The organism is Microbacterium testaceum StLB037, assembly GCF_008763945.1.
GTDB classification, from domain to species: domain Bacteria; phylum Actinomycetota; class Actinomycetes; order Actinomycetales; family Microbacteriaceae; genus Microbacterium; species Microbacterium testaceum_G.
The window spans coordinates 631,721-656,512 of sequence record NZ_VTQH01000002.1; the positions used below are offsets into that span (position 1 = coordinate 631,721).

The following is a 24,792-nucleotide window of genomic DNA, read 5'->3' on the forward strand; positions in this document are numbered from 1 at the left end:
GTCGGACGACCGACCTCCCCGGTCAAGGGCGTGGCGCGGGCCGGTGAAGGAAGGCCCGACCTACCCTGGGGGGCATGGCACGCTCGCCCCTCATTTTAGCCGCGTCGGCGACAACGGCCCTGCCCGGTGCCGCCCTCTCGAACGTCAGCGCTCTGACCGAGAACGCCGCCGGTCGCTTCGACGCCGCGCTGGCGCGCACCGCGGACGGGCGCGAGGTCGTGATCCGGATGCCCGCGGGTGAGGACGGAGCCGCCGACCTGGCCGCCGAGTCGCGCGCGCTGCACGCCCTGACGGCCGGCGTCCGCGCCCTGCTGCCCTTCGCCGTGCCCGAAGTCATCGGCGAGAGCGGCTCCGGAACGCAGCGCGTGCTCGTCGTCGACCGCATCGACGGCTACCGCATCGACCCGGCGCACCTGCCCAAGGGGCCCGGATACGCGCCCGCGATCGGTGGCGCCCTGGCGGCCGTGCACGCCCTGCCGGTCTCGATCGTGCGCACCGACGGTCTTCCGGTGCGTTCCGCGGAGCAGGTGCGCGACGACGTCAAGCGACTCCTCGACCGCGCGGACGCGACCGGCCGTGTCAGCGACGACCTCATGCTGCGGTGGCGGCGCGCGCTCGACGTCGACGAGCTGTGGCGCTTCGAATCGGCCGTCGTGCTGGGCGGGGCGACGAGCTCGTCGATCCTGCTCGCCGACGACGAGGACGACATCCCTCACGTGGTCGGCATCCTCGACTGGGCCGGCCTCAGCGTCGGCGATCCCGCCGTGGACCTGCGGTGGTTGGCATCCGCTCCCCTCGCCGCCGATGACGTGCACGCGGGTTACGCCGCGGCCGGCGACCGCTCCCCCGACCCCCTGCTGCGCGAGCGCGCCCGGCTCTACGCCGAGCTCGAGTTCGCGCGCTGGCTCGTGCACGGTCACGACGCGGGTGAATCCGACGTGGTCGCCGACGCCGTCGCGCTGCTCGACGCCCTGGCCGATGGCGTGCGCGGGGACCACATCGTCCCCGACTCCCGCAGCGACATCGACGACGCGATGGCCCTCGTCGAGAGCGTGCCGCCGGTCTCAACCCCGGCCGCTGTCGACACCTCGATGCAGACCGACGCCTACGACCCCGAGGCGCTGTCGCTGTACCTCTCGGCGGAGCGCGACCGCGCCGCCGCGGCGGAGGCGCTGGCCGAAGCCCTCGCCGACGTGAAGGAGTCGGACGCCGACAGCGGCGCGATCCGCGTCGACCAACTGCCGGTGCCCGACCGCGCCGAGCCCGGCGAGACCGAACCGCTCGACCTCGACGGGTGGGCGGACCCGGCCCGCGGTTCCACGGACGACCGTGCTCAGGGTCCCGCCCTCAGCGGTGACACCGACGCGACCTCGCTGTGGTCGCGCGCGGCGGTCGCGGCCGAACCCGCGGGTCCTGCCGTCCGCGAGGACCACGACTTCCGATCCGCCGACGGCGCCCAGCCGTCGTCCGGGGACGGCTCGCGCGGTTCCGACTCCGGCGCGGCGCACATCGACGACGAGGAAGACGCCGCTCGCGCAAGCCGCGCCGCCCTGCGTCGCTGGGGCGTGTCGGGCGACGGGGCCTGACCGGCGCTTCCGGCTCCTCTCCCCCGCGGTTTGGGGCGGGATTTGCCGTTTGGGGCGGGGTTTTCGCGCCCCGAACGACAAAACGCGCCCCAAACCCCACCGCGCCAGCCCGAGCCGGCCGGCCATCCCGCCGGTGGAGGGCTGCCCTCCCTTTTCCCACGGTTTGGGGCGGGATTTGCCGTTTGGGGCGGGCTTTTCCGCGCCCCAAACGACAGAACGCGCCCCAAACCCCACCGCGCCAGCCCGAGCCGGCCGGCCATCCCGCCGGTGGAGGGCTGCCCTCCCTTTTCCCACGGTTTGGGGCGGGATTTACCGTTTGGGGCGGGCTTTTCCGCGCCCCAAACGACAGAACGCGCCCCAAACCCCACCGCGCCAGCCCGACCCCCTCTCCGGAGTGCTGTCCGCGCACTGGGTGGACGCTGACCACCCCGGTGCACGTGACGCGCCCCGACATCGCGCGGCGACAGTCTCGGCACACCCGCCGGCACGCACACCCACGCAGTGGGGCGCCCTCCGAACGCCCGGGCGCCCATCGACGGCCCCGAACGCACGCAACGCGCCCCAAACCCGCGCCGCGACGACGTCAGCACACCCACCGCGGCGCACCCCCACGGAGTGGGGCGCCCTCCCTACGCCCGGGCGCGCATCGACGGCCCCGAACGCACGCAACGCGCCCCGAAACCCCGCCGAGACGACCTCGGCACACCCACCGCGGCGCACCCCCACGCAGCGGGGCGCCCTCCGTGCGCCCGGGCGCCCATCGACGGCCCCGAACGCACGCAACGCGCCCCAAACCCGCGCCGCGACGACCTCAGCACACCCACCGCGGCGCACCCCCACGGAGTGGGGCGCCCTCCGTACGCCCGGGCGCGCATCGACGGCCCCGAATGCACGCGCCGCGCCCCAAACCACGCCGCGACGACCACGGGCCACCGGCCCCTGCCCACAAAAGCCGCGGGTCAGCCGCGCAACACCAGCTCGTCGCCGACGTAGAAGAGGGCGACGTCGATCAGGTCGAGGTCGATGCCGTGCTTCGCGTGGTACGCCTCGCGGTACAGCTCGAGCTGCAGCATGCGCGAGCGGCGCTCGGGCTCGCTGGTGGGCGGGCGGCCCGTCTTCCAGTCGACGATCTCGTACCGGTCGCCGCGGCGGTACACGGCATCCAGCTTGCAGATGACGACGTGCTCGCGCCCGTCGAGGCGGGTCGTGACGAAGTCGATCTCGGTTTCGACCTCGAGGGGCTTGAGGCCGGCCCACTCGGAACGCTCGAAGCACGCGCGCAGGCGCTCGAGCTCGGCGGCGTCGGCGGCCGAGGCCCCGTCCTCGTCGTCGTCCCAGAGACCGTCGTCGTCGAGCCCCACGCCGCTGCCGACGAGGCCCGACCGCTGTTCCACCCACGCGTGAAAGAGCGTGCCGAGCCGGGTCTGCCGGTACGGACGCTCGGGCATGGGCCGGCGAAGGTCCTCGACGGCGCGGCCGTAATCGGCGACGAAGTCCTTGAACCGCGATGCGGGGATGCGCGTCGGCGCGGGCGTGTGCACGGGACGCAGTCGATCGGCGCGCTCCGCCAGCAGCAGCTCGAGGTCGTCGTCGGCGTCGGCCGGAGGTGCTGCGCGCGCCGCGGTCACTGCGCTGACCGCCGCCGAGATCGCCGTGCGCCGCGCCCCGAGCGGATCGAGCGGCCAGTGCAGCAGCCGCCGCTCGCCGTCGTAGGGATCCTCCCCCGCCTCGTCGACGGTCAGCTCCACCCCGAGTGCCTCGGCGGCCTCATCGAGGAAGATGCTCGGCAGCCGCGGCCGCTTCGTGCCGGACCAGCTCGACCCCGACAGCATGAGGTGGTCACGGGCGCGGGTGAACGCGACATACGCGAGACGCCTATCCTCATCGAGCTGCCGATCCCGGTTGTCGGCCACGAACGCGTCGATCGCCGCCTTCAGGTCTTGCTGCGTCTCGGCCCCGCGCCATCCGAAGACCGGCAGCCACGCGGAATCGCCCCGGAACTCCGAGGGCAGGATGCCGAAACCCAGCCACCCCTTCGTATCGCGGGGCAGCGAGGGTAGCTCGTCGGTCACGAGGCGCACGACCGCCACGGCATCCCACTCCAGTCCCTTCGACCCGTGGATCGTGAGGAGTTGGACGACGTCGTCTTCGGGCGGCTCGGTGCGCGGGGCGAACTCGTCGGCCTGTTCGGCGTGATCGAGCCAGGCGAGCAGGCTCGCGACGGAGCCGGACTCATCGGCCGCCAGGAACCCGCGGATCTCGTCGACGAAGGCGCGCAACTGCGCGGAGGCGATGAGGGCAGGGCCCCGCGCCTCGTTCGCGGCCAGCTCGATGTCGAGGCGGAGCTCCGTCTCGATCAGGCCGATGAGTTCGGGGATGGGCGCCCCGACGCTGCGGCGGAGCGCGGCGAATACGGCCCCGGCCTCGCGCAGGCGGGCGCGGCCCTCGGGGGTGATGTCGGTGAGCCACCCATGGCCGTCGGTCTGGCGCGTGACGAAGTCGAGGGCGTCCACCAGCGACGCGCGGTCGGCACCGGGGGTCGATCGCAGGCGGTCCACGACATCGGGAGCCAGCGGCTGCAGCGCAACATCGTGCGTGGCCAGGCGGCGCGCGAGCTGCGCCAGGGCGCGGAGGTCGGCGAGCCCCACGGCCCACCGGGGGCCCGACAGGAGCCGGATCAGCGCCGACCCCGCCTCGGGGTCGCTGATCACCCGCAGCACCGACACCACGTCGACGACCTCGGGTGTCGTCAGCAGACCGCCGAGTCCGAGGATGCGATGAGGGATGCCACGGCGCCCGAGCGCGTCGCCGAAGCGGACCATGTGCTTCTTGCTGCGGAACAGCACGGCTCCCGTCGTGCCGCGCCCCTCTGCAGCCCGTGCCGCGCGGACCCCGACGAACCACGCCGCGACGCGGTCGGCCTCGGCGTCGAGGTCGTTCTCGAAGGCGATCTCGACCACGCCGTCCGGGGCCCCGGGGCGCGAGCGCAGCTCCTCGACGGCGACGGCCGCCCGGTTCGCGAGGGGCGCGAGCACCGCATTGGCGGCGCCGAGCACGCGGGCACTGTTGCGCCAACTGGTGAGGAGCGCGAAGCGCTGGCATCCGCCGTCTGGTGCGAACGCGTCGGGGAAGCCGCCCAGGTTTCCCGCGCTCGCTCCGCGCCAGGCGTAGATCGCCTGTTGGGGGTCGCCGACGGCCATGACCCCGGTGCCGCCGAAGAGCGTCGCCAGCAGATCAGTCTGTACGACCGAGGTGTCCTGGTACTCGTCGAGCAGCACGACGCGATAGCGCGCCCGCAGTTCTTCGACGACGGCGGGATGCTCCTGGGCGATGCGCAGGGCGCCGGCGACCTGGTCGGCGAAGTCCATGACGCCCAGGCGCGCCTTCTCGCGGTCGTAGTCGGCGGCGAGACGCGCCAGCAGCGACAGCGCCGAGACGCGGGAGGCGGCTTCCGCCACCTCTTTGTAGACGGTGACGCGCGCCGAGGTCGACGGCCGATCGACGATGCGACCGAAGTCGTCGGGGAACGCCGCCAGCGCGTCGAGGTCGACGAGGTTGTCGACGCCGTCGCGCGCGATGCGCAGGGCCGCGTCGATCAACGTGCGCGGGGATTCCTGACGCTCTTCGAGTCTCGGGTCGTCGGAGGCGAACACCACCCGGCGCATGAGCAGCCAGGCCGCCGACTCCGACAGCACGGCGGCCTCGGAGTCGCGCCCGATGCGCAGCCCGTGCTCGCGCACGATCGAGTCGGCGAAGCTGTTGTAGGTCGACACGGTGGGCCGGTGCAGCAGGTGGTCGCCGTCGTCGGCGACGGCGTCGGCGGCACCGGTCTCGGCCGCGAGGGCATCGAGGACGTCATGGCGGGCGGCGTCTGCGCGCGCTCCCTCGAGTGTCGCCAGCTCGGCGAACACGGCGAGGCGCCCCGCTTCGTGCAACGCGGGCAGCGCGGCGAGCAACCCCCGCGTCTCGAACTCCGACAGCCGCTGCAGCCGTCGCTGGATGCGCTCGGCCAACTCCCCCGCGGCTTTGCGCGTGAACGTCAGCCCGAGAACCTCGTCGCGGCGGACGAGCCCGTTCGCCACGAGCCACACGACACGACCCGCCATGGTCTCGGTCTTGCCGCTGCCGGCGCCCGCGACCACCAGGGCGGGCGCCAGGGGCGCTTCGATCACGGCGGTCTGTTCCGCGGTGGGCGGGAACTGGCCGAGGGCCGCGGCGATCGTGGCCGCGGAGAGCATCGCCGTCACCGCGCGCTCACCTTCCACGGGTCGACCGGACACCGCCTGAAACGTACCGGGCTCATGAAGAGCTCACCGCCGACACCGTGTGGATGCGGCAGAGCCCGTACGAGAACTCGTCTCGACAGTGCACCTCGTACGGCGCCGCGAAGCTCGTTCCCCGCATGACCTCGACCGCCCGTTGCACGCGCTCGACGAACTGCCCGCGCTGCTCGTCGTCGAAAGGCTTCTGCGTGGGTTCGGCGTAGTCCTTCTTCGCCGCGGTCGGGCGGAGCACCAGGAGCTTCGCGCCCCCCGAGGGCATTCCCGCGACCTGCTCGATCGCGCCGGAAGAGAACGCCAACTGGTACGCGGCGAGTTGCGGGTTGTCGGCGACCTTGGCATCCGTCTGCGGTTCGCTCTTGCCGGTCTTGAGGTCGACGATGACGACCTCCCCCGCCGGCGTCACCTCGACCCGGTCGATGTCGCCGCTCAGCACGGCGCCGTGCTCGCCGGCATCCGGAATCGGAATCGGCACCTCGAAATGCCGCTCAGCGCCGATCAGGCGCCCACCCGCATCGTCGAAACGTCGCAGGTACGCGGCCAAGCGGCGGATGAGCTCGCGGGCCCGCGTGCGTTCGGCGCGTTCGCGCCAGACGGCGTCGAAGGCGAGTTCTCCCCAGCGTTCGTCGACGACGGCCCACAGGTCGTCTTCGGACGAGGATGCGGCCGTCTCGAGCGCCGCGTGGATGATCGTGCCGATCCCGGCCGTCGTCCCGCCCCGGTCGCCGCCGAGGTCGGCGATGACCCAGTCGAGCTCGCACTCCTCGAGGGCGTGCAGGCGCGAGGGCGAGACGCGCACGTCTTCGCGCGTCAGATCGCGCAGCGGCGCGGACGAGGTGGGCGCGGCCACCCCGTACCACTCCTCGGGTGCGGCTCCCGCGACACCCGCTGCCGCGAGGAGCGCGAGCTGCCCCGCCGCGTGTGCGCGCTCGGCGGCGGCGACGCGCGGCACGGTGAGCGAGCGGCGATGCCGCGCGACGAGACCGCGGAGGGACAGGGGATGTTCGGGAATGGATGCCGCCGGCTCGGGCGCCGGGAGCATCTCGAAGAGCACGCTGGGCCCGGTGTCGTCGTCGTCGACCGCAGTGACGACCAGAAGTGACCCCGCCCGGCTGAGGGCGCGGACGAACAGCCGCAGCTCGTCGTGCATCGCCGCACGCCGTCGGTCGAGCATGCCCGCGGCGGGGAGGTCGGGGTTCTGCACGGCGTCGGCGAGCCGCCACGTCTCGAGCAGACCGCCGCGCAGACGGGTGTTCGGCCAGACACCGTCTTGCACCCCGGCGATGATGACGGTGTCGAAGGCCGTTCCGGCGGCGGCCGCGGGAGTCAGCACGCGGACCGTGTCGACCACGGCGGGCTGCTCGATGCGGTCTTCGGCGACGTCGCTGTCGAGCACGGCCCGCAGGAACACCGAGGCCTCACCGTCGGGCTCGCGCTCGGTGAACCGCTTCGCGGCCTGGAACAGCGCGACGATCGCGTCGAGGTCTCGATCGGCCTGCTCGGCGATCGGTCCGTGCCCGCGGACCGCCTCGCGCCAGGGGCGGGACAGACCGCTGCGCTCCCACGCCGTCCACAGCAGCTCGTGCGGGGTGGCGTGCGCGAGCGCCTGCGCGCGGAGCGCGGCGAGGGTCTCGCCGAGCCGGGCCGCCCGGCGGGCCTCGCGGGTGTCGACGGCCTCGAGCTCGAGGGGGAAGCGCACCCCCGACACGAGCAGGTCGGTCGCCGTGCGCGTGCCGCCGGCGGTGACCTCGCCGTGGCGAAGCGCCGTGCGCAGACGCCGCAACTCGATCGGATCGAGGCCGCCGAAGGTGCCGAGCAGGGCGTCGACCACCTCGTCGGCGACCCAGTCGTCGGGGTCTTTCATGCCGAGCTCGACGAGCCCCACGAGGTCGCGGACCGGACGCTGCACGCCGAGAGCCAGCCCCGGACCACTCGCGCGCGCAGGCACCTCGCGCGCCGCGAGCTCGGCCTCGAGCGTCGCGACCTGCCGCGAGTCGTGCGCAATGACGGCGCACGAGCCCCACGGCACGCCCTCGAGCACGTGCCGTTCGCGCAGGAGGCGGGCGATGGCATCGGCCTCTTCCGCCGGTGACCGCAGCAGGTAGGTACGCACCGACCCCTGTGGGGGTGCCCCCGAGGGAGCTCGCCGGTGAGCGACGACCCCGGCCGCGCCGATGCGCGTCACCACGCGACGGACGAGGTCGATCTGCTCGGGCGTCCCCCGGTGCGGTTCACCGAGAGCGGTGGTGGTGCCCAATTCGCGCGCGAGCCGGGCGAAGTTCTCGGGCGTCGCGCCGCGGAACGCCCCCGACCCCACGTCGGGATCGCCGAATGCGACCACGCCGATGCCGAGCTCGCGGCACGCGCGCAGCAGATCGATGCCGCCGGCCGTGAGCTCTTGAGCGTCGTCGACGAGGATGCAGCGCAGCGCCGCGAAGCGCCCCAGAAGCTCGCGATCAGCGCGGGCCTCGACGAGGACGGCGACGGCTTCTCGCGCGAGGTCGGCAGCGTCGCGGTGCGTGCCGCGCATCGCCGAGCGCACCGCCCGGTACTCGTCGGCGAACGACGCGAGAGACGCCCAGACCGGCAGCTCGAAGCGCTCGGCCAACCGCGAAAGGTCGTCGGACGCGACGCCGAGGTCGGTGCACTCGGCGAGGAAGGCGCGCAGATCGCCGCGGAACCCGCGCGTCGCGCGGATGGCCGGCCCCAGCCACGCGGGCCAGCGCGAGACGCCCTCGAGCTCGTCGAGCGCATCGCCCTCGAGAAGGTCGCGGATGATCTGGTCTTCGTCACCGCCGGTGAGCAGCTGCGGGGGCTCGAAGCCCCGCCGCACCTCGGCGCCGCGCACGAGTTGAAACGCGAACGACGCCACCGACCGCGCGAGCGCGCCCGAGGTGGCCTGCCCGACCGCGAGGGCGAGCGGATCACGCAGAGCGGTCGCCGCGGGCCGGGTCGGCGTAAGGACGAGGATGCCGTCGGGATCGATTCCGGATGCCACGAGCTCGCGCACCCGCGCGAGCAGGGTCGTCGTCTTGCCCGAGCCCGGAGCCCCCACGACCACGCCGCTCGCGGTCGCGGGCCAGTCCACGACGACGCGCTGCTCGGCGTCGAGTGCACCTCCCCGAGCGGGAGATGCGTCGAGGGCGACGGCATCCGGAATCTGCATGTCTCCACGCTAACCGCGACCTCCGACATTGCCCGTTGCGACGTCGCGACACCGGGTGGATCGCCGCGCGGGCGCGGGCGCGTGGGCAACGGACGGCACGCGTTCGCCGTCCGCGAAGCGGCCCCTGCCGCGGGCTTCGGTGTCGGAACCCTGCCCTAGAGTCGAATGACGCGCCGGGCCGACCGCGGCCCGCGGGGAAAGGACGAATCGTGGAGATCCGCATCGGCATCACCAACACCGGCCGCGAGCTCAACTTCGAGACGAACGAGAGCTCCGACGCCGTCAAGTCGGCCGTCGCCGCCGCCCTCGACAACTCGGCCAGCCACGTCACCTTCACCGATGTGAAGGGCAACTCCTACCTCGTCCCCACCGCCAACCTCGCGTTCGTCGAACTCGGCACCGAAGAGTCGCGTCGCGTCGGCTTCGTCGCCTGACACCCGACCCGTGGAGATCCTGCTCGGACTGATCATCGGGGCCATCGTCGGTCTCGCCGGTCACTTCGCGCTGCCGCAGCGCCAGCTTCGCGGGGTCGCCCTCGCCCCGCTGGCGGGAGCGGCCGCATCGGCGATCGTGTGGACCGCGCTGACGTGGATGGGCCTCGGGGTCGGCTCGCCGATCCTCTGGATCGTCGCCGTGCTCGCCCCGGCCGTCACGACCTTCGCGCTGGTCACCGTGCTCACCCGTTCGCGGGTGGCCCGCGACGAGGCCGACAGGGTGCGCCTGGGCGTCTGACCCGGTCTCGTCAGAGCAGCGGATGCCGGCACCCCGGCGCCGCCGCGAGGCACGACGCCCCGTCACCGCCGCGACAGCGCGTCCACCCTTCGGCGTCACCCCGGGGCATGACACCCCCGCGCACAGACCGCACCGCGCACGCGCCGCGGACGCACCACCCCGCCCCGCACACGCAGCGACGCTCGCTACGCGGCGAGCCCCATGGCATCCATTCGTCGTGCGTGCGCACCCATCAGTTCGCTGAAGACGGGCTCGACCTTGGCCTCTTCGGCGCGGTCGAGGTGTCCGTGGCGTAGCGCCGCGCGCGCGACGAGCAGCGTGTCGCCGACGAGACGCCGGCCCCACAGCGCGAGCAGCCAGCGCCACTCCTCGTCGCTCTCGATGGTCGCGCCGAGGATGTCGACGATCGCCTGCCGGTCGTCGTCGGCCTGCAGGATGCGCGCGACCCGGCGGCCGGTGTCGCCGTAGCTCGACGACAGCGCGAGGTAGAAGTCGTCGAGAAGGCCCGCAGTGATGTGCACGGTGAGCATCGTCTCCTGCGGGCGCACGCCGTGGGTGTTGCGGCGGAAGGCGTCGAGGGACTCGCGGAACGGCAGCATGAGCTGCGTCGGGTCGGCGCCGCGCTCGCGGATCAGCGCGACGAGCTCCTGGTGCTTGATGAGCGCCGCTCCCGCCGCGCGCGAGAGGGACTCCTTCTCAGCGAGCTCGGGCGTCAGAGCGATGAGCTCGCTGAGCGTCTCGAAGAACCCGAGCTGCAGGTAGGCCGCCTGCCCCAGGAAGGTCTCGACCTCGGGGGCGAGCTCGGCGAAGTCGACCCGCATGGCCTCGCCGAGGTCTCCGCGCGAGCGCAGTTGAAGCGTGCGGCCCACCGGGCGCTGGCGACGACGGAACCACTCGAACACAGACCACAGCCTAGGCGTCGGGGGCGCGCGAGACACGCCGGGTAGAGTGGACGAGTCCCGGCGACGGATCGGGACCCCGCGCCTGTGGACGAGTGAGGCGTGGATACGACTCCCCCAGGCGGTCTCTCGCCGCCGGAACAGGCACGCACTATGACGACATTCGCCGATCTCGGCATCGATCAGGACATCGTCGATGCCCTGGCATCCAAGGGCATCATCGATGCCTTCCCCATCCAGGAGCAGACCATCCCCCTGGGCCTGCCCGGCCAGGACATCATCGGTCAGGCCAAGACGGGTACCGGAAAAACCTTCGGCTTCGGAATCCCCGTCGTCCAGCGTCTCGGGCTGAACCCCGAGCCCGGCGTCAAGGCGCTCATCGTCGTCCCCACGCGCGAGCTCGCTGTGCAGGTCTACGAAGACATGGACATGCTCACGAGCAACCGCCCCACCAGCGTCGTCGCCATCTACGGCGGCAAGGCGTACGAGGGCCAGATCGACCAGCTCAAGGCCGGCGCGCAGATCGTCGTCGGCACCCCCGGTCGCCTGATCGACCTCGCCAACCAGCGCCTGCTCGACCTGTCGCACGCGACCGAGGTCGTGCTCGACGAGGCCGACAAGATGCTCGACCTCGGCTTTCTCGCCGACATCGAGAAGATCTTCTCGAAGGTCCCCGCCGTGCGTCACACGCAGCTCTTCTCGGCGACCATGCCCGGACCGATCGTCGCGCTGGCCCGCCGCTTCATGTCGAACCCCATCCACATGCGCGCCAACGACCCCGACGAGGGCCTCACGCAGGCGAACATCAAGCACCTCGTCTACCGCGCGCACTCGCTCGACAAGGACGAGGTCATCGCCCGCATCCTGCAGGCGGAGGGCCGCGAGAAGGCCGTCATCTTCACCCGCACCAAGCGCGCCGCGCAGAAGCTCGTCGACGAACTCGGCGACCGCGGATTCAACGCCGCCGCCGTCCACGGCGACATGAGCCAGGAGGCCCGCGAGCGCTCGATGGCCGCCTTCAAGGCCGGCAAGAAAGACGTGCTGATCGCCACCGACGTCGCCGCGCGCGGCATCGACGTCAACGACGTCACCCACGTGATCAACCACACCATCCCCGACGACGAGAAGACGTACCTGCACCGCGCGGGCCGCACCGGTCGCGCCGGTCGCACCGGTATCGCGGTGACCTTCGTCGACTGGGACGACGTGCACAAGTGGGCGCTCATCAACCGCGCCCTCGAATTCGGCCAGCCCGAGCCCACCGAGACCTACTCGTCGAGCCCGCACCTCTACACCGACCTGAACATCCCCGAGGGCACCAAGGGTCGTCTGGTGACGGCCCCGAAGGCCGTCGCGCCCCGCGCCGAGAAGAAAAGCGAGGGCCAGGATGCCGAGGGCACCCGCGCCCCGCGCCGTCGCCGCCGCGGCGGATCGTCGTCGGCCGAGGGCACCGCTGCATCGGGTGACTCCGCCCCGCGCGAAGAGGGTGGCGCCGGCACGCACGACGGTTCGGGCAAGGAGCACCACGACGGCAACGCCGCCCCGCGTCGCCGCCGTCGTCGCCGCGGCAGCGGCAGCTCCGGAACCCCCACGGCTCCCGTCGCCTGACGCGACGCACGGCTGACACGGCGCCGATCCCCTCCGCGGGGGTCGGCGCCGTTTCGTGTTTGCGCCGGGGTGCCGGCATCCGGAATCTCCCGCCCGCTCCCGGCGCTCGCCCCCCTCCTGATAAACGCTGGGAAGGCGCCCGCCCCTTCCTGATAAACGCTCGCTGCACTCGGAAACGCCCTCGGACGGCGTTTCTCAGTGCAGCGAGCGTTTATCGTGCGTCTGCCGGCACGCGCCCCGCGCGGCCTCAGGCGCCCGCGGCGTCAGAAGCCCGGCGTCGTGACCCCGCTCGGGGCACCCCTCCCCGGCCCGGGCTCCCCGCTCGGGGCACCCCCTCCCCGGCCCGGGCCCCCGCTCCGGGCCTCACCCCGGTGATAAACGCTCGCTGCACTCGGAAACGCCCTCGGACGGCGTTTCTCAGTGCAGCGAGCGTTTATTGCGCGTCTGCCTGCGTGCGCCCGCGCACCCGGCGGGCCCCGGCCGCCGCGCGCCGAGCCAGCCCCTACGGGAAAACCGGCGCCGTCCCGCGGCCCCGGGCGAAAATGCGCGCCACCATGTCGTCGGCCGTCGTGTTCTCGCCCGGGATGTTGGGCTTGCCGAGGCCGTGATAGTCGCTCGAGCCCGTGACGATGAGGTCGCGCTCGGCCGCGAGGTCGGCCAGCAGGGCCGTGGGCTCGGGCAGGTTCTCGCGGTGGTCGAGCTCGAACCCGGCCAGCCCCGCCTCGAGCATCGCCTGCAGCACGCCGTCGGGCAGCAGGGCGCGACCCGCGGGGTGCGCGATGATCGGCACTCCCCCGGCCCCGACCACGAGCTCGACCGCGGTGACGGGGTCGGGAGCGTACAGCGCCACGTAGTAATCGCCCCCGGGGTGCAGGATGCCGGCGAACGCCTCGGTCCGATCGGCGACGATGCCCCGCGCGACGAGCGCGTCGGCGATGTGGGGACGGCCGACCGTCGCGCCGTCGGTGGTCTGGGCGACGATGTCGTCCCACGCGATGTCGTAGTCGCGCGAGATGCGCTCGGCCATGATCTGCGCGCGGTCGAGGCGCGACGAGCGGATGCGGTCGGTCATCGCCCGCAACTCCGCGTCGTCGGGGTCGATCAGGTAGGCCAGCAGGTGGACGCTGCGCCACCGATGCCGCGCCGACAGCTCCATGCCGGGCACGAACGTCATGCCGAGAGAGGTCGCCGCCTCCGCGGCCTCGGCCCAGCCCGACGTCGTGTCATGATCGGTGAGCGCGGCGGTGTGCAGGCCGTGGCGGTGGGCCGCGGCCATGACCTGGGCGGGCGGCTCCGTGCCGTCGGAGTGCGACGAGTGCAGGTGCAGGTCGCTCGGACCCTCGAATCGCTGTTCACGCTGCACCCATCGAGCGTAGCGCCCCGGATTCACAGGGGCGGTGCCCACCCGGCATCCGTGGATCTCACAGAACTCTGTCCTAGGGTCGGGTCCGTGCGTCGTCTGGTCGGTCTTCTCGTCGCGCTCGCTTTCGCGGCGGGCGCCGCGGTGCTCACGTGGCCCTCGGCGTTCGGGGTCGAGCGCACGTTCCCCCTCGCGCAGATCATCTCGTTCCGCGCGCCGCTGGCGGCCGCCTTCATCGCCGCAACGCTGCTCATGCTGCTGTTCGCGCTGATCCGGCCGATCCGCGCCCTCGCCTTGGCGCTCGCGATCGTGTTCGGTCTGGCCGGTGGCGTCAACGTCTCGCTGCTGTCGGAGCGCGGCCTGGGCTCCGAAGACCTGCCGGCCAAGACCGCGTCGAGCCTGCGCGTCATGACGTGGAACACCGCGGGATCGGCCACCTCCGCCGAATCGATCGCGCAGTTCGCGGTCGGCATGCAGGCCGATGTCGTGACGCTCCCCGAGACCACGATCGAAACCGGCGCAGCGGTCGCCGAGCTCATGCGCGACATGGGCCAGCCGATGTGGGCGCACCACGCCGAGTACGGCGAGTACGGCATCACCGGGTGGGATGCCACCTCGACCACCGTCCTCATCAAGCCCGAGCTGGGCGAGTACTCCGTGATCCAGTCCTCGCTCGACGGATCGAGCAACACCTCGACCGTGCCGAGCGCGGTGGCGATGCCCGTCTCGGGCGACGGCCCGATCATCGTCGCGGCCCACGCCGTCGCCCCGCGCCAGGAGTACATGACCCAGTGGCGCAGCGACCTGCAGTGGCTGGCCGATCAATGCGCGACCGACAACGTCATCCTCGCGGGCGACTTCAACGCGACCCTCGACCACATGACCGGGATGGGCGTCGACGGCGGCACGCTCGGGCGCTGTCACGACGCGGCGTCCGAGAGCGGCAACGGCGGCGTGGGCACCTGGCCGACCGACGCCCCGGCCCTGCTGGGCGCGCCCATCGACCACGTCATGGCCACCCCCGACTGGACGGTCTCGGCCTCGGTCATCATGCGCACCCTCGACGGCTCGGGCAGCGACCACCGCCCGATCGTCGTGCAGCTGGAGCGCACCGGCGGCTGAGCGCGGCTGCGTGCCGCGGCCCGGGCCGGCGCGGCGCCCCGTCGCTCCGACCCCGTACCTCACCTGCGTCGTGCGCGCACGCCCCGACGGTGCGAGACTGGAACGATGGACGCCCCCTCCACCCGCGACACGACCGCGACGACCGCCGAGCCCCAGATCCCCGCACCCCAGGGCGCGGAGCCGCAGACCGCGAACCCCCAGACCGCGGAGCCCCAGGCCGAAGAGCAGAAGCTCGACGCCCCCAGCAACCGCAAGGCCCCGTTCCCGCGCGGCTTCCTCGACACGATCTCGACCGGCTGGGCCGAGCATCCCGCCGCGCTCCCCGAGCCGCGCGACCAGGCCGCCTGGGCCGCCCGCCGCCGCGCCCGCGTGTCGGAGGCCTTCCCGGGCCAGCGCGTCGTCGTACCCGCCGGCGGCCTGAAGCAGCGCAGCAACGACACCGACTACCCCTTCCGCGCGCACTCCGCCTTCGCGCACCTCACCGGCTGGGGCAGCGACGCCGAGCCCGACGCCGTGCTCGTCTTCGAGCCGCGCGACGAGGGTCACGAGGCCGTGCTGTACTTCCGCGAGCGGGCCGACCGCACGACGGCGGAGTTCTACTCGGATGCCACGGTCGGCGAGTTCTGGATCGGCCCCCGCCCCGCCCTCGACGGTGTGGCCGCCGACCTGGCCCTGGCCACCGCGCACCTCGAGGACTTCCAGTCCGGTGACGACGACCGCACGGTCGGCGACGACGACGAGGTCACGCGTTTCGTCTCCGAGCTGCGCCTGATCAAGGACGAGTACGAGCTCGCCGAGCTGGCCCTGGCCGTCGAGGTCACCGGCCGCGGCTTCGACGACATCGTCGCCGAGCTGCCCCGCATCATCGAGCACCCCCGCGGCGAGCGGGTCGTTGAGGGCGTCTTCCACCAGCGCGCCCGCAGCGACGGCAACAGCGTCGGCTACGACACGATCGCCGCCTCGGGCCCGCACGCCTGCTACCTGCACTGGACGCGCAACGATGGTGCGGTCAAGCCCGGCGACCTGATCCTCGTCGACGCCGGCGTCGAGGTCGACAGCCTCTATACGGCCGACATCACCCGCACGCTGCCGGTCTCGGGCACCTTCACCGACATCCAGCGCCGCATCTACGAGACGGTCCGCGAGGCCGCCGACGCCTCGTTCGCCGCCGCGAAGGTCGGGGTGCCCTTCCGCCGCCTGCACGAGGCCGCGATGGAGGTCATCGCCGCGCGCGTCGCGGAGTGGGGCCTGCTCCCCGTCACGGCCGAAGAGGCGCTCGACGCCGACAAGGGCGGCCAGCACCGCCGCTACATGGTGCACGGCACGAGCCACCACCTCGGTATCGACGTCCACGACTGCGCGCAGGCCCGTCGCGACATGTACTACGACGGCCTGCTCGAGCCCGGTATGGCGTTCACGATCGAGCCCGGCCTGTACTTCCAGATCGACGACCTGACCGTCCCCGAGGAGTACCGCGGCATCGGCGCACGCATCGAGGACGACATCGTCATGACGGCCGACGGCCCGGTGAACCTGTCGGCGGGCATCCCCCGCACGGCGGACGAGGTCGAGGAGTGGATCGCCCGGCTCTCGCGATGACGTTCACGCCGCCGGCATCCCACACCTCCCGTCCGACGCTGCGGGGCACCTTCGGGATGTCGGCGTCGACGCACTGGACGGCCACCGCCACCGCGCAATCGGTGCTCGAGCGCGGGGGCAACGCGTTCGACGCGGCGGTCGCCGCGGCCTTCGTGCTGCACGTCGTCGAGCCGCACCTGAACGGTCCGGGCGGCGACCTGGTCGCCCTCGTCCGGCCTGCGGGTGAGGCCGAGCCCGTCGTGCTCATGGGCCAGGGGCCCGCTCCCGCCCGCGCGACGATCGAGCATTTCCGCGGGCGCGGCCTCGACCTGGTGCCCGGGGCCGGAGGGCTCGCCGCCGCCGTCCCCGGCGCGGTCGACGCGTGGCTCCTGCTGCTGCGCGACCACGGCACGTGGGAGCTCGCCGACGTGCTCGCCTACGCCATCGGATACGCCCGCGACGGGCACCCGCTCGTGGCGGGGGCGGCGGCGACGATCGCGCGCGTCGCGGAACTCTTCCGCGACCACTGGCCGACATCGGCAGACCAATGGATGCCAGAAGGCACGCCACCCGCCACCGACACGCTCGTGCGCAACCCGGCGTACGCCGACGTGCTCGACGGACTCGTCGCGGCGGGGGCGGGCGTCGGCCCCGCGCGAGGTGCCCACCCGCCGGCGGACGACGCGCAGCGCGCCCAGGCGCCGGCGGACGACGCGCTGGCGGCCCACGCGTCTCGCGACCGCGCGCCGCGCGACGACCGCGCGGCGCGCATCGACGCCGCCCGCGAGCGCTGGATGACCGCGGTGCTGCCCGAGGCCGCCGCCTTCATCGCGCAGCCGCACCGGCACGCCGACGGCGCCGATCATCCCGGCATCCTGGACGCCGACGACCTCGCGACATGGCGCGCGTCGTTCGAGCCGGCCGTGACCGCGAGGTTCCGCGGGTGGGACGTGTTCAAGGCCGGAACCTGGACGCAGGGACCCGCGCTGCTGCACACGCTACGGCTGATCGAAGACGCCGACGACCTCGACCCCGCGTCGGCGGAGGGCGCGCACCTGTTGCTCGAGGCGCAGAAACTCGCGTACGCCGACCGCGACGCGTGGTTCGGCGACGCGGGTGGGGCCGTCGACATCGACGCCTTCCTCGCGGACGACTACGTCGCCTCCCGCCGGGCGTTGATCGAGCCCGCGGCCTCGGCGCAGTGGCATCCGGGATCACCCGAGGGCCGCGAGCCCGTGCTCCCGCCGCTGCGGACGGATCACGCGAGCACCGACGGCTCCACCGGAGAGCCCACGGTCGACCGTTCCGGGCAGACGCGCGGCGACACCTGTCACCTCGACGTGATCGACCGGTGGGGCAACGTCATCTCGGCGACCCCCTCGGGCGGCTGGCTGCAGTCGTCGCCGACCGTGCCGTCGCTGGGGTTCTGCCTGGGGACGCGCCTGCAGGCGACGTGGCTCGTGCCCGGCCACCCCGCCTCGCTCACGCCGGGACGGCGCCCGCGCACCACACTGACGCCGACCCTGGTCTCGCGCGGCGACGAGGTGATCGCGATCGGCTCCCCCGGCGGCGACCAGCAGGACCAGTGGCAGCTGACCGTGCTGCTGCGCATGTTGGTCGGCGGCTACTCCGCGCAGCAGGCGATCGACGCGCCGAACCTCAACACCACCGCACTCATCGACTCGTTCTGGCCGCGGACGTGGGTGCCGGCGGGGGCGGCTGTGGAAGACAGACTGGGCGACGAGGTGATCGCGGCGCTCGAGCAGCGCGGGCATCTCGTGCGCCGGGCGGGCGACTGGGCTCTCGGCCGGGTCACCGCCGTGGGGCGCGGGGCCGACGGCGTGCTGTGGGCCGCGGCGAACCCCCGCGGGGCCCAGGGTTACGCGGCGGGGCGCTGACGCGCAGGGGCGGGCCGGGTCCCCCCCCCCCCCCCCCCCCCCCCCCGGACACAACGCAGGAAAACCCGTCGGTTCCGGGCGTCGAGGCCGCCGGCGGCGCGGTGTTGCAGGAGTTGTGCACCCCGCCCCGCCGAGCCTCCTGCGTTGTGCCCCACCCGCGCCGGGGCCCGCCGCCGCCGTGCCCGGGCCGGAACGGGGCGGCCGCGGCTCCGCCCCGCGACACAACTCAGGAAAAACCGTCGGTTTCGGGCCTTCACACCTCCGGCGACCCGATATTGCAGGAGTTGTGCACCGGGCCGGCGTGGAAACTCCTGCGTTGTGCCACGGCCGGGCCGGAACCGACAGCCGCGGCACCCCGCCCGCGCTCATACCTCCCGCGCGAACTCCGCGACCACCGGGGCCAGACCCGCGCCGATCTCGTCGGCCGGGTGCCGGGCGCCCTTCACCTCGAACGAGTGGTTGGCGCCGGCGATCCAGTGCACCCGCGCGTCTTGGCACGAGGCGACGACCTCGTCGAACTGCTCCCGCGGGTCGATGAACGGGTCGTTCTCGCCCTCGACGAAGAGCTGCGGCACCGCGATCGCGGGCAGGTGCTCCCGGCGGACCTTCTCGGGCCGGCCCGGCGGATGCAGCGGATACCCCAGGTACACCAGTCGCGCGGGCGCGATCACGCCCTCGGAGGCGGCGACGGATGCCATGCGCCCGCCGTACGACTTCCCGGCGGCGACGTAGGGGCCGGGGGCGGCGGATCCGAGCCACGCCTGCACCCCCGCCCAGGTCGCGACCGCGTGGGCAGCGGGCCCGGGCATGCGCCGACCCGCCTCGACGTAGGGGAACACGAACCGCAGCACCGACACCCCCGCCACCGCGAGAGCCTCGGCGAGGCCGGCGAGGAACGGGTGGTCCATGCCCGCGCCGGCACCGTGGGCCAGCGCGACGACGGTTTCGGTTCCGGATGCCACGGACCACAGGCCCGACACCTCCGACGCCCCGGTGGGCAGGGCGACCGGGATGCGGACCGGCTCGGCGACCGGGGCGGGCCCGGAGCTCACCGCTCGGTGGGGTGAGGGGGGTCGGTCGGGGTGGAGCCGCCCGTCCCGGGCGCGGCAGCGGGGTCCTGTCGCTCGCCCGGCGCCTCAGCGCCTGGCTCACCGGCACTCGGCTCCGCAACGCCCGGCGCCCCAGCACCCCGCGAGCCCGAGCTCGAGCCCGAACCTGAAGCCGCGTCCGAACCCGACCCCGAGCCCACGTCCGAACCCGACCCCGGCTCAGTCACCGGAGCCTGCGGCGCGATCCGCTCCCCGTAACGCGGGGGCTCGTCATCCCGCGGGCCGGGCGTCGGCGCCGGGGGCCGGGGCGGCGCGCCGTGCGGTGCACCCGCACCGGGCGCGATCCGCTCGCCGTACTGCGGAGGCGCGGTATCCGTCGCCGCCGGGCGCGAAACCACGGTCCGACCGGCTCCGGCGGGCCCGACGATCCCGCGCGCCTTGTGCACGCTCGGGGCCGCCACGCACACGTCGTAGTGGTCGGCGGCGACCTGCATGACCGACGCGAAGTCGCGGCGGCGACGCACGATCGAATACGTGCCGATGCTCAGGATCATGCCGAGCGCCATACCGACCAGCAGGACGCCGATGAAGGCGGAGATCTGCACGGTCGGCATCCCGAGCACGAAGATGAAGGCGAACAGCAGGCCGAGCATGAGGCCGTTCAGCGCACCCGAGCGGGCGGCGGTGGCGTAGCCGAGCTTGCCGGTGATGCGCTCGATCGAGCGCAGACCCGAGCCCACGATCGCGATGTCGCGCGCGGGCACTTCTCCGGCGATCAGCGACGAGACCGCCTTCTGCGCCTGCTCGTAGGTCGGGAACGAGGCGATCTTCTCGCCGACCTCGTCGCGACCGGCTCCCGGACGCTGCGCGAACATACTCATTTCACCATCCTGTCACGCGCGCCTGACCGTTCCCGAGGTGTTGCAGAGGAGGTGCGGACTACGCTGTACCGGTGAGCACGCAAAGGGTTTTCGTCGCCCGCTTGGCGGGCTGCACGGTGTTCGACCCGGCGGGAGACCGTCTGGGCAAGGTGCGCGACGTCGTGGTGATCTACCGCGCGTCGGCGGCGCCGCGCGTCGTGGGGCTCGTCGTCGAGATTCCCGGACGACGACATGTGTTCGTGTCCATCGGACGCGTCACCTCGATACAGGCCGGTCAGGTCATCACGACCGGCCTCATCAACGTGCGCCGATTCCAGCAGCGCGGTGGTGAGGTGCGCGTCATGGCCGAGATGCTCGGTCGCCGCGTGAGCCTGGTCGACGGCTCGGGCACCGCGGTCATCGAAGACGTCGCGATCGAGCGCAACCGCCTCGGCGAGTGGGACGTGGGGCAGCTCTTCCTGCGCCGCCCCCGCACGAGCGCTTCGCCCTTCGCCAAGGGCGCGACGACCTTCGCCGCGTGGGGCGAGGTGCGCGAGAACCAGACGCCCGGCGAGGCGCAGTCCGCCGAGCAGCTGGTGGCGACGTACTCCGAACTCAAGCCCGCCGACCTCGCCAACACCCTGCTCGACCTGCCGGAAGAGCGCCTCATCGAGGTGGCCGAAGAGCTGAGCGACGACCGCCTGGCCGATGCCCTCGAGGAGATGCCCGAAGACGAGCAGGTCCACATCCTCGAGCAGCTGGGCGACGAGCGCGCCGCCGACATCCTGGATGCCATGGAGCCCGACGACGCAGCCGACCTCCTCGGTCAGCTTCCCGAGTCGCGCTCCGAGCAGCTGCTCGACCTGATGGAGCCCGAGGAAGCCGACGACGTCCGCGCCCTGCTGCAGTACGGCCCCGACACCGCCGGTGGTCTGATGACGCCCGAGCCGATCGTGCTCTCGGCCGACGCGACGGTGGCCGAGGCCCTGGCCCTCATCCGCCGGCACGAGCTGCACCCCGCCCTCGCGGCATCCGTGTTCATCACCCTTCCGCCCTATGAGACGCCCACCGGGCGCCTGCTGGGCACGGTGCACTTCCAGCGCATGCTGCGCTACCCGCCGCACGAGCGCCTCGGCGCGATCATCGACGACACGCTCGAGCCGGTTCCCGCCGACGCCACCGCCGCCGAGGTCGCGCGCCTGCTCGCCAGCTACAACCTCGTCTCGCTGCCCGTGGTCGATCAAGCGCACCGCCTCGTCGGCTGCGTGAGCGTCGACGACGTGCTCGATTACCTGCTGCCCGACGACTGGCGCACGCACGACAGCGACGATCCGAAACCCAAGGCGACGATCAGACCCACGCACACGTCGAGCATCCCGACCCAGATCCCCCAGACCCCGAGGAGGCGCTGATGGCACGCAACACCCGCAAGCCCGCCCTCGATGCCCCGCGCGGCCGCACCGGCGTCCTCGCCCCGCGCGCTCCACAGCCCTCGCGCGACCGCTTCGGCCGCTTCACCGAGTGGGTCGCCCGCGCGATGGGCACCCCGACGTTCCTGCTCATGCTCACGCTCTTCTGCGTGCTGTGGATGGGGTGGAACTCGATCGCCCCCGACGAGCTGCGCTTCGACTCCGCCGCGATCGGCTTCACCGCGCTGACGCTCGTGCTCTCGCTGCAGGCCTCGTACGCCGCCCCGCTGATCCTGCTCGCGCAGAACCGGCAGGACGACCGCGACCGCGTGCAGATCGAGCAGGACCGCCAGCGCGCCGAGCGCAACCTGGCCGACACCGAGTACCTCGCCCGCGAGATCGTCGCCCTGCGCATGGCCGTGCGCGACCTGACCGACGAGGTCATCACGAAAGACACGCTGCGCGCCGAGCTCAAGGCCGCCCTCGAGCGCCTCGACGAGCACGCCGACGCACCCCGGCCCGAATCCGGACGCCCGGATGCCACGCGCGGCGACCTGCGCCGCAGCACGCACGCCGAGCCCGCCTCGTGACCGACGCCCTCGCCGCACGCGTTCGCGACGCGGTCGCCGCCGTCACCGATCCCGAACTGCGGCGGCCGCTCGGCGAGCTCGACATGGTGCGCGAGATCACCGTGGCGGGCACGACCGCCGAGGTCGGCATCGCCCTGACGATCGTCGGCTGCCCCGCCGCGGATCGCATCGAGAGGGATGTGCGGGATGCCGCGGCCTCGGTCGCCGGGATCGACGCGGTCGACGTGCGCGTCGGGGTGATGTCGCCCAACGAGCGCAGGGCCCTGACCGAGAAGCTCCGCGGGGGTCGGGCCAAGCGCGAGATGCCGTTCGGCCCTGACTCGCTCACGCGCGTCATCGCCGTGACCAGCGGTAAGGGCGGCGTGGGCAAGTCCACCGTCACCGCGAACCTCGCCGTCGCCCTGGCCGCGAAGGGGCTGCGCGTCGGCCTCATCGACGCCGACGTGCACGGCTTCTCGATCCCGGGCTTGCTCGGCCTCGTCGACGACGACGGCCTACCGCCCGCTCCCACCAAGCTCGATGACCTGATCCTGCCGCCCGTGGCCTACGGGGTGAAGGTCATCTCGATCGGCATGTTCCTGCGGCGTCCCGGTGAAGACGCGGCGGGCGCGGTCGCTTGGCGCGGACCGATGCTGCACCGCACCGTACAGCAGTTCCTCACCGACGTGTTCTTCGGCGACCTCGACGTGCTGCTGCTCGACATGCCGCCGGGAACGGGCGACGTCGCGATCTCGGTCGGGCAGCTGCTCCCCCACGCCGACGTGCTCGTCGTCACGACCCCGCAGGCCGCGGCGGCCGAGGTGGCCGTGCGCTCCGGGCTCGTCGCCCGCCAGACCGGGCAGCGACCGATCGGCGTCATCGAGAACATGGCCGCCCTGACCCTCCCCGACGGCACCGTGCTCGACCTGTTCGGCTCCGGCGGCGGCGAAGAGGTGGCCCGCGCGCTCTCGAGCGGCGACGGCGACGTGCCGCTGTTGGCATCCGTCCCGCTCAGCCCCGCCCTTCGCACCGGGGGCGACGACGGACGACCCGTGGTGCTGTCGCAGCCCGACGACCCGGCCGCCGTGGCGATCGACGCCGCCGCCGCGGCTCTGGCGGTGCGCCCGCGCGGTCTGTCGGGCAAGCCGCTGCGCCTGAACGTCTGACGCGGGCCGCCGCCCGTCACGAGAACAGGACGCTGCACCGGGAACAGGGCGTTTCCGCCCGAATCAGCTTGTTCTCGTCGCGTCCCCTGTTCCGGTGACGGGCTCCCGTGTCAGGTCGCCTCGTCGTCGAACGGCGGACGCTCGCCCGCCACGAAGGGGGTGGATGCCGGCTTCTCGCGCGCCGCGAGGGCGGCGGCGCCCGCGGCGCGCATGGTCGCCGTCGGGGTGTCGTCGAGCAGCGCCTCGCGGATGATGCGGCGCGGGTCGTACTGCCGGGGGTCGAGCTTCTTCCAGTCGACGTCGTCGAACTCGGGGCCCATCTCGTCGCGCATGCGCGAGCGGGCACCCTGCAGCGTCTCTTTCGCACGCTTGGTGAATTTCGCCAGCGCCTCCGCGTAGCGCGGCAGGCGCTCGGGACCGACGAGCACCGCTGCGATCACGCCGATCAGCATCAGCTTCTCGATCGTGAGGCCGAAGAACATGCGTCCAGATTACCGGCCTCGCCTAGGGGTCGAGCGACCATCGGCCGTCTAGCCTGATCTGAGGAGGTCCACGTGAGCGGTCATGAGGCGAACGAGCGGTTCGTGCAGGAGTCGACGGTCGAGCCCGAGCACATCGCCCGTGCCCGGGCGCACGCGCTCGAGCTCGGAGCGGCGCCCATCAGCCCCGCGGTCGGAGCCCAAGCGGCCGTGATCTCGGCGGCATCCCGCGCTCTCAACATCGTCGAGGTCGGCACCGGCGGCGGCGTGTCGGGCCTGTGGCTGCTGCACGGCTCCCCCCGCGCGACGATCACGACGATCGACAGCGAGCCCGAGCACCTCGGAGCCGCGCGTTCGGCGTTCCTCGACGCCCGCGTCCCCGCCGCACGCGCCCGCTTCATCACGGGTCGGGCATCGGATGTCCTCCCGCGCATGAACGAGGCCTCGTACGACATCGTCTTCATCGACGCCGACCCCGAGGGCGTCATCGAGTACGTCGAGCACGGTCTGCGTCTCGTCCGCGCCGGCGGAACGGTGCTCATCCCCCGCGTGCTCTCGCACGGCGCCGCCGACCCCGTGCGCCGCGACCCGGTGACCACGGCCTACCGCTCGCTGATCCAGGAAGTGCAGTCCTCCCCCGCCGTCATCGGTGCGCTGTCGACCACCGGCGAGGGCCTGCTGCAGCTCACCACGCGCCCCAGCGACTCTTGAGGGTTCCGGATGCCATGGCATCCGGAATCTTCTCTTCAAACCGCCCCGGCCGCTGTCGGTCCGGACACGTAGAAGGCCGGCCCCCTCGGGGACCGGCCTTCTCTGCTTCGGTGGTCGTCAGGCAATGACGACACCACCGAGCACGTCGTAGAGTTCCTTCGCCTCGGCGTCGTTCACCGAGACGACGAGACGCCCGCCACCCTCGAGCGGCACGCGCACGATGATCAACCGGCCCTCCTTCACGGCCTCCATCGGTCCGTCGCCGGTACGCGGCTTCATGGCTGCCATCGCGGCCCCCTTTTCGTCGTTGGTCTGCCTGA

The 24,792-nt window shown here is 72.9% G+C and carries 19 protein-coding genes; 11 read left to right on the plus strand and 8 right to left on the minus strand.

The genetic code is table 11. The features are described from left to right. The first annotated feature begins 74 nt into the window (after nt 1-74). Nucleotides 75-1,586: a phosphotransferase gene (locus F9B98_RS11705; protein WP_150957563.1), complete on the plus strand. Its 1,512-nt coding sequence runs from the start codon at nt 75-77 to the stop codon at nt 1,584-1,586. Between the two features lie 959 nt (nt 1,587-2,545). On the opposite strand, the gene F9B98_RS11710 is transcribed toward F9B98_RS11705, so the two are convergent. Then, nucleotides 2,546-5,824 (minus strand): ATP-dependent DNA helicase, encoded by a 3,279-nt coding sequence (locus F9B98_RS11710; protein ID WP_150957837.1) that lies wholly within the window; start codon nt 5,822-5,824, stop codon nt 2,546-2,548. A gap of 61 nt (nt 5,825-5,885) precedes the next feature. Beyond that, nucleotides 5,886-9,032: an ATP-dependent helicase gene (locus F9B98_RS11715; protein ID WP_150957565.1), complete on the minus strand. Its 3,147-nt coding sequence runs from the start codon at nt 9,030-9,032 to the stop codon at nt 5,886-5,888. Nucleotides 9,033-9,241: 209 nt separating this feature from the next. On the opposite strand from F9B98_RS11715, the gene F9B98_RS11720 reads away from it, so the two are divergent. Both F9B98_RS11720 and F9B98_RS11725 read left to right on the plus strand, forming a co-directional pair. Then, nucleotides 9,242-9,466, plus strand: a complete 225-nt coding sequence (locus F9B98_RS11720) for a DUF3107 domain-containing protein (RefSeq protein ID WP_056230491.1) — start codon at nt 9,242-9,244, stop codon at nt 9,464-9,466. A 10-nt stretch (nt 9,467-9,476) separates the two neighbouring features. Further along, nucleotides 9,477-9,764: a hypothetical protein gene (locus F9B98_RS11725; RefSeq protein WP_150957567.1), complete on the plus strand. Its 288-nt coding sequence runs from the start codon at nt 9,477-9,479 to the stop codon at nt 9,762-9,764. Nucleotides 9,765-9,949: 185 nt separating this feature from the next. On the opposite strand, the gene F9B98_RS11730 is transcribed toward F9B98_RS11725, so the two are convergent. Beyond that, nucleotides 9,950-10,666 carry a ferritin-like fold-containing protein gene (locus tag F9B98_RS11730; RefSeq protein ID WP_150957569.1) on the minus strand — a complete coding sequence of 239 codons (717 nt, stop codon included), beginning with the start codon at nt 10,664-10,666 and terminating at the stop codon, nt 9,950-9,952. A 150-nt stretch (nt 10,667-10,816) separates the two neighbouring features. Between F9B98_RS11730 and F9B98_RS11735 the strand changes: the two genes are divergently transcribed. Beyond that, complete coding sequence (locus F9B98_RS11735; protein WP_150957571.1) at nt 10,817-12,271, plus strand: DEAD/DEAH box helicase; 1,455 nt, start codon at nt 10,817-10,819, stop codon at nt 12,269-12,271. Between the two features lie 502 nt (nt 12,272-12,773). On the opposite strand, the gene F9B98_RS11740 is transcribed toward F9B98_RS11735, so the two are convergent. Beyond that, a complete protein-coding gene (locus tag F9B98_RS11740) occupies nt 12,774-13,634 on the minus strand; it encodes a PHP domain-containing protein (protein ID WP_150957573.1) in 861 nt (286 codons plus the stop codon). Between the two features lie 87 nt (nt 13,635-13,721). Here F9B98_RS11740 and F9B98_RS11745 point away from each other — a divergent pair, with 87 nt between their 5' ends. From F9B98_RS11745 to F9B98_RS11755, 3 genes are all read left to right on the plus strand, one after another. Continuing rightward, entirely contained in the window at nt 13,722-14,753 is a 1,032-nt protein-coding gene (locus F9B98_RS11745) for an endonuclease/exonuclease/phosphatase family protein (protein ID WP_150957575.1), read from the plus strand. A 105-nt stretch (nt 14,754-14,858) separates the two neighbouring features. Next, nucleotides 14,859-16,352 (plus strand): aminopeptidase P family protein, encoded by a 1,494-nt coding sequence (locus F9B98_RS11750; protein ID WP_150957577.1) that lies wholly within the window; start codon nt 14,859-14,861, stop codon nt 16,350-16,352. Further along, nucleotides 16,349-18,229, plus strand: a complete 1,881-nt coding sequence (locus tag F9B98_RS11755; protein ID WP_150957579.1) for a gamma-glutamyltransferase family protein — start codon at nt 16,349-16,351, stop codon at nt 18,227-18,229. The genes F9B98_RS11750 and F9B98_RS11755 overlap by 4 nt, the downstream gene beginning before the upstream one ends. A 365-nt stretch (nt 18,230-18,594) precedes the next feature. Here the strand turns inward: F9B98_RS11755 and F9B98_RS11760 are convergent, their stop codons facing one another. Beyond that, on the minus strand, nt 18,595-19,281 hold the full coding sequence (locus F9B98_RS11760) for an alpha/beta family hydrolase (protein ID WP_225310315.1): 687 nt from the start codon (nt 19,279-19,281) through the stop codon (nt 18,595-18,597). Continuing rightward, nucleotides 19,278-20,159, minus strand: coding sequence for a general stress protein (locus F9B98_RS11765; RefSeq protein ID WP_225310316.1), 882 nt, complete (start codon nt 20,157-20,159; stop codon nt 19,278-19,280). The genes F9B98_RS11760 and F9B98_RS11765 overlap by 4 nt, the downstream gene beginning before the upstream one ends. A 71-nt stretch (nt 20,160-20,230) precedes the next feature. Between F9B98_RS11765 and F9B98_RS11770 the strand changes: the two genes are divergently transcribed. Genes F9B98_RS11770 through F9B98_RS11780 form a run of 3 tightly spaced genes read left to right on the plus strand, consistent with a single transcriptional unit; the run spans nt 20,231 to nt 23,282 of the window. Then, nucleotides 20,231-21,550, plus strand: coding sequence for a magnesium transporter (locus tag F9B98_RS11770; RefSeq protein ID WP_150957581.1), 1,320 nt, complete (start codon nt 20,231-20,233; stop codon nt 21,548-21,550). After that, entirely contained in the window at nt 21,550-22,137 is a 588-nt protein-coding gene (locus F9B98_RS11775; protein WP_150957583.1) for a DUF1003 domain-containing protein, read from the plus strand. The genes F9B98_RS11770 and F9B98_RS11775 overlap by 1 nt, the downstream gene beginning before the upstream one ends. Continuing rightward, nucleotides 22,134-23,282: an Mrp/NBP35 family ATP-binding protein gene (locus F9B98_RS11780; protein ID WP_150957585.1), complete on the plus strand. Its 1,149-nt coding sequence runs from the start codon at nt 22,134-22,136 to the stop codon at nt 23,280-23,282. The genes F9B98_RS11775 and F9B98_RS11780 overlap by 4 nt, the downstream gene beginning before the upstream one ends. 110 nt (nt 23,283-23,392) lie before the next feature. Here the strand turns inward: F9B98_RS11780 and F9B98_RS11785 are convergent, their stop codons facing one another. After that, entirely contained in the window at nt 23,393-23,764 is a 372-nt protein-coding gene (locus F9B98_RS11785) for a Sec-independent protein translocase TatB (RefSeq protein WP_150957587.1), read from the minus strand. Between the two features lie 72 nt (nt 23,765-23,836). On the opposite strand from F9B98_RS11785, the gene F9B98_RS11790 reads away from it, so the two are divergent. Beyond that, nucleotides 23,837-24,472, plus strand: coding sequence for an O-methyltransferase (locus F9B98_RS11790; protein WP_150957589.1), 636 nt, complete (start codon nt 23,837-23,839; stop codon nt 24,470-24,472). A gap of 117 nt (nt 24,473-24,589) precedes the next feature. Here the strand turns inward: F9B98_RS11790 and F9B98_RS11795 are convergent, their stop codons facing one another. Next, nucleotides 24,590-24,760, minus strand: coding sequence for a DUF3117 domain-containing protein (locus F9B98_RS11795; RefSeq protein ID WP_150957591.1), 171 nt, complete (start codon nt 24,758-24,760; stop codon nt 24,590-24,592). Nucleotides 24,761-24,792 lie beyond the last annotated feature (32 nt).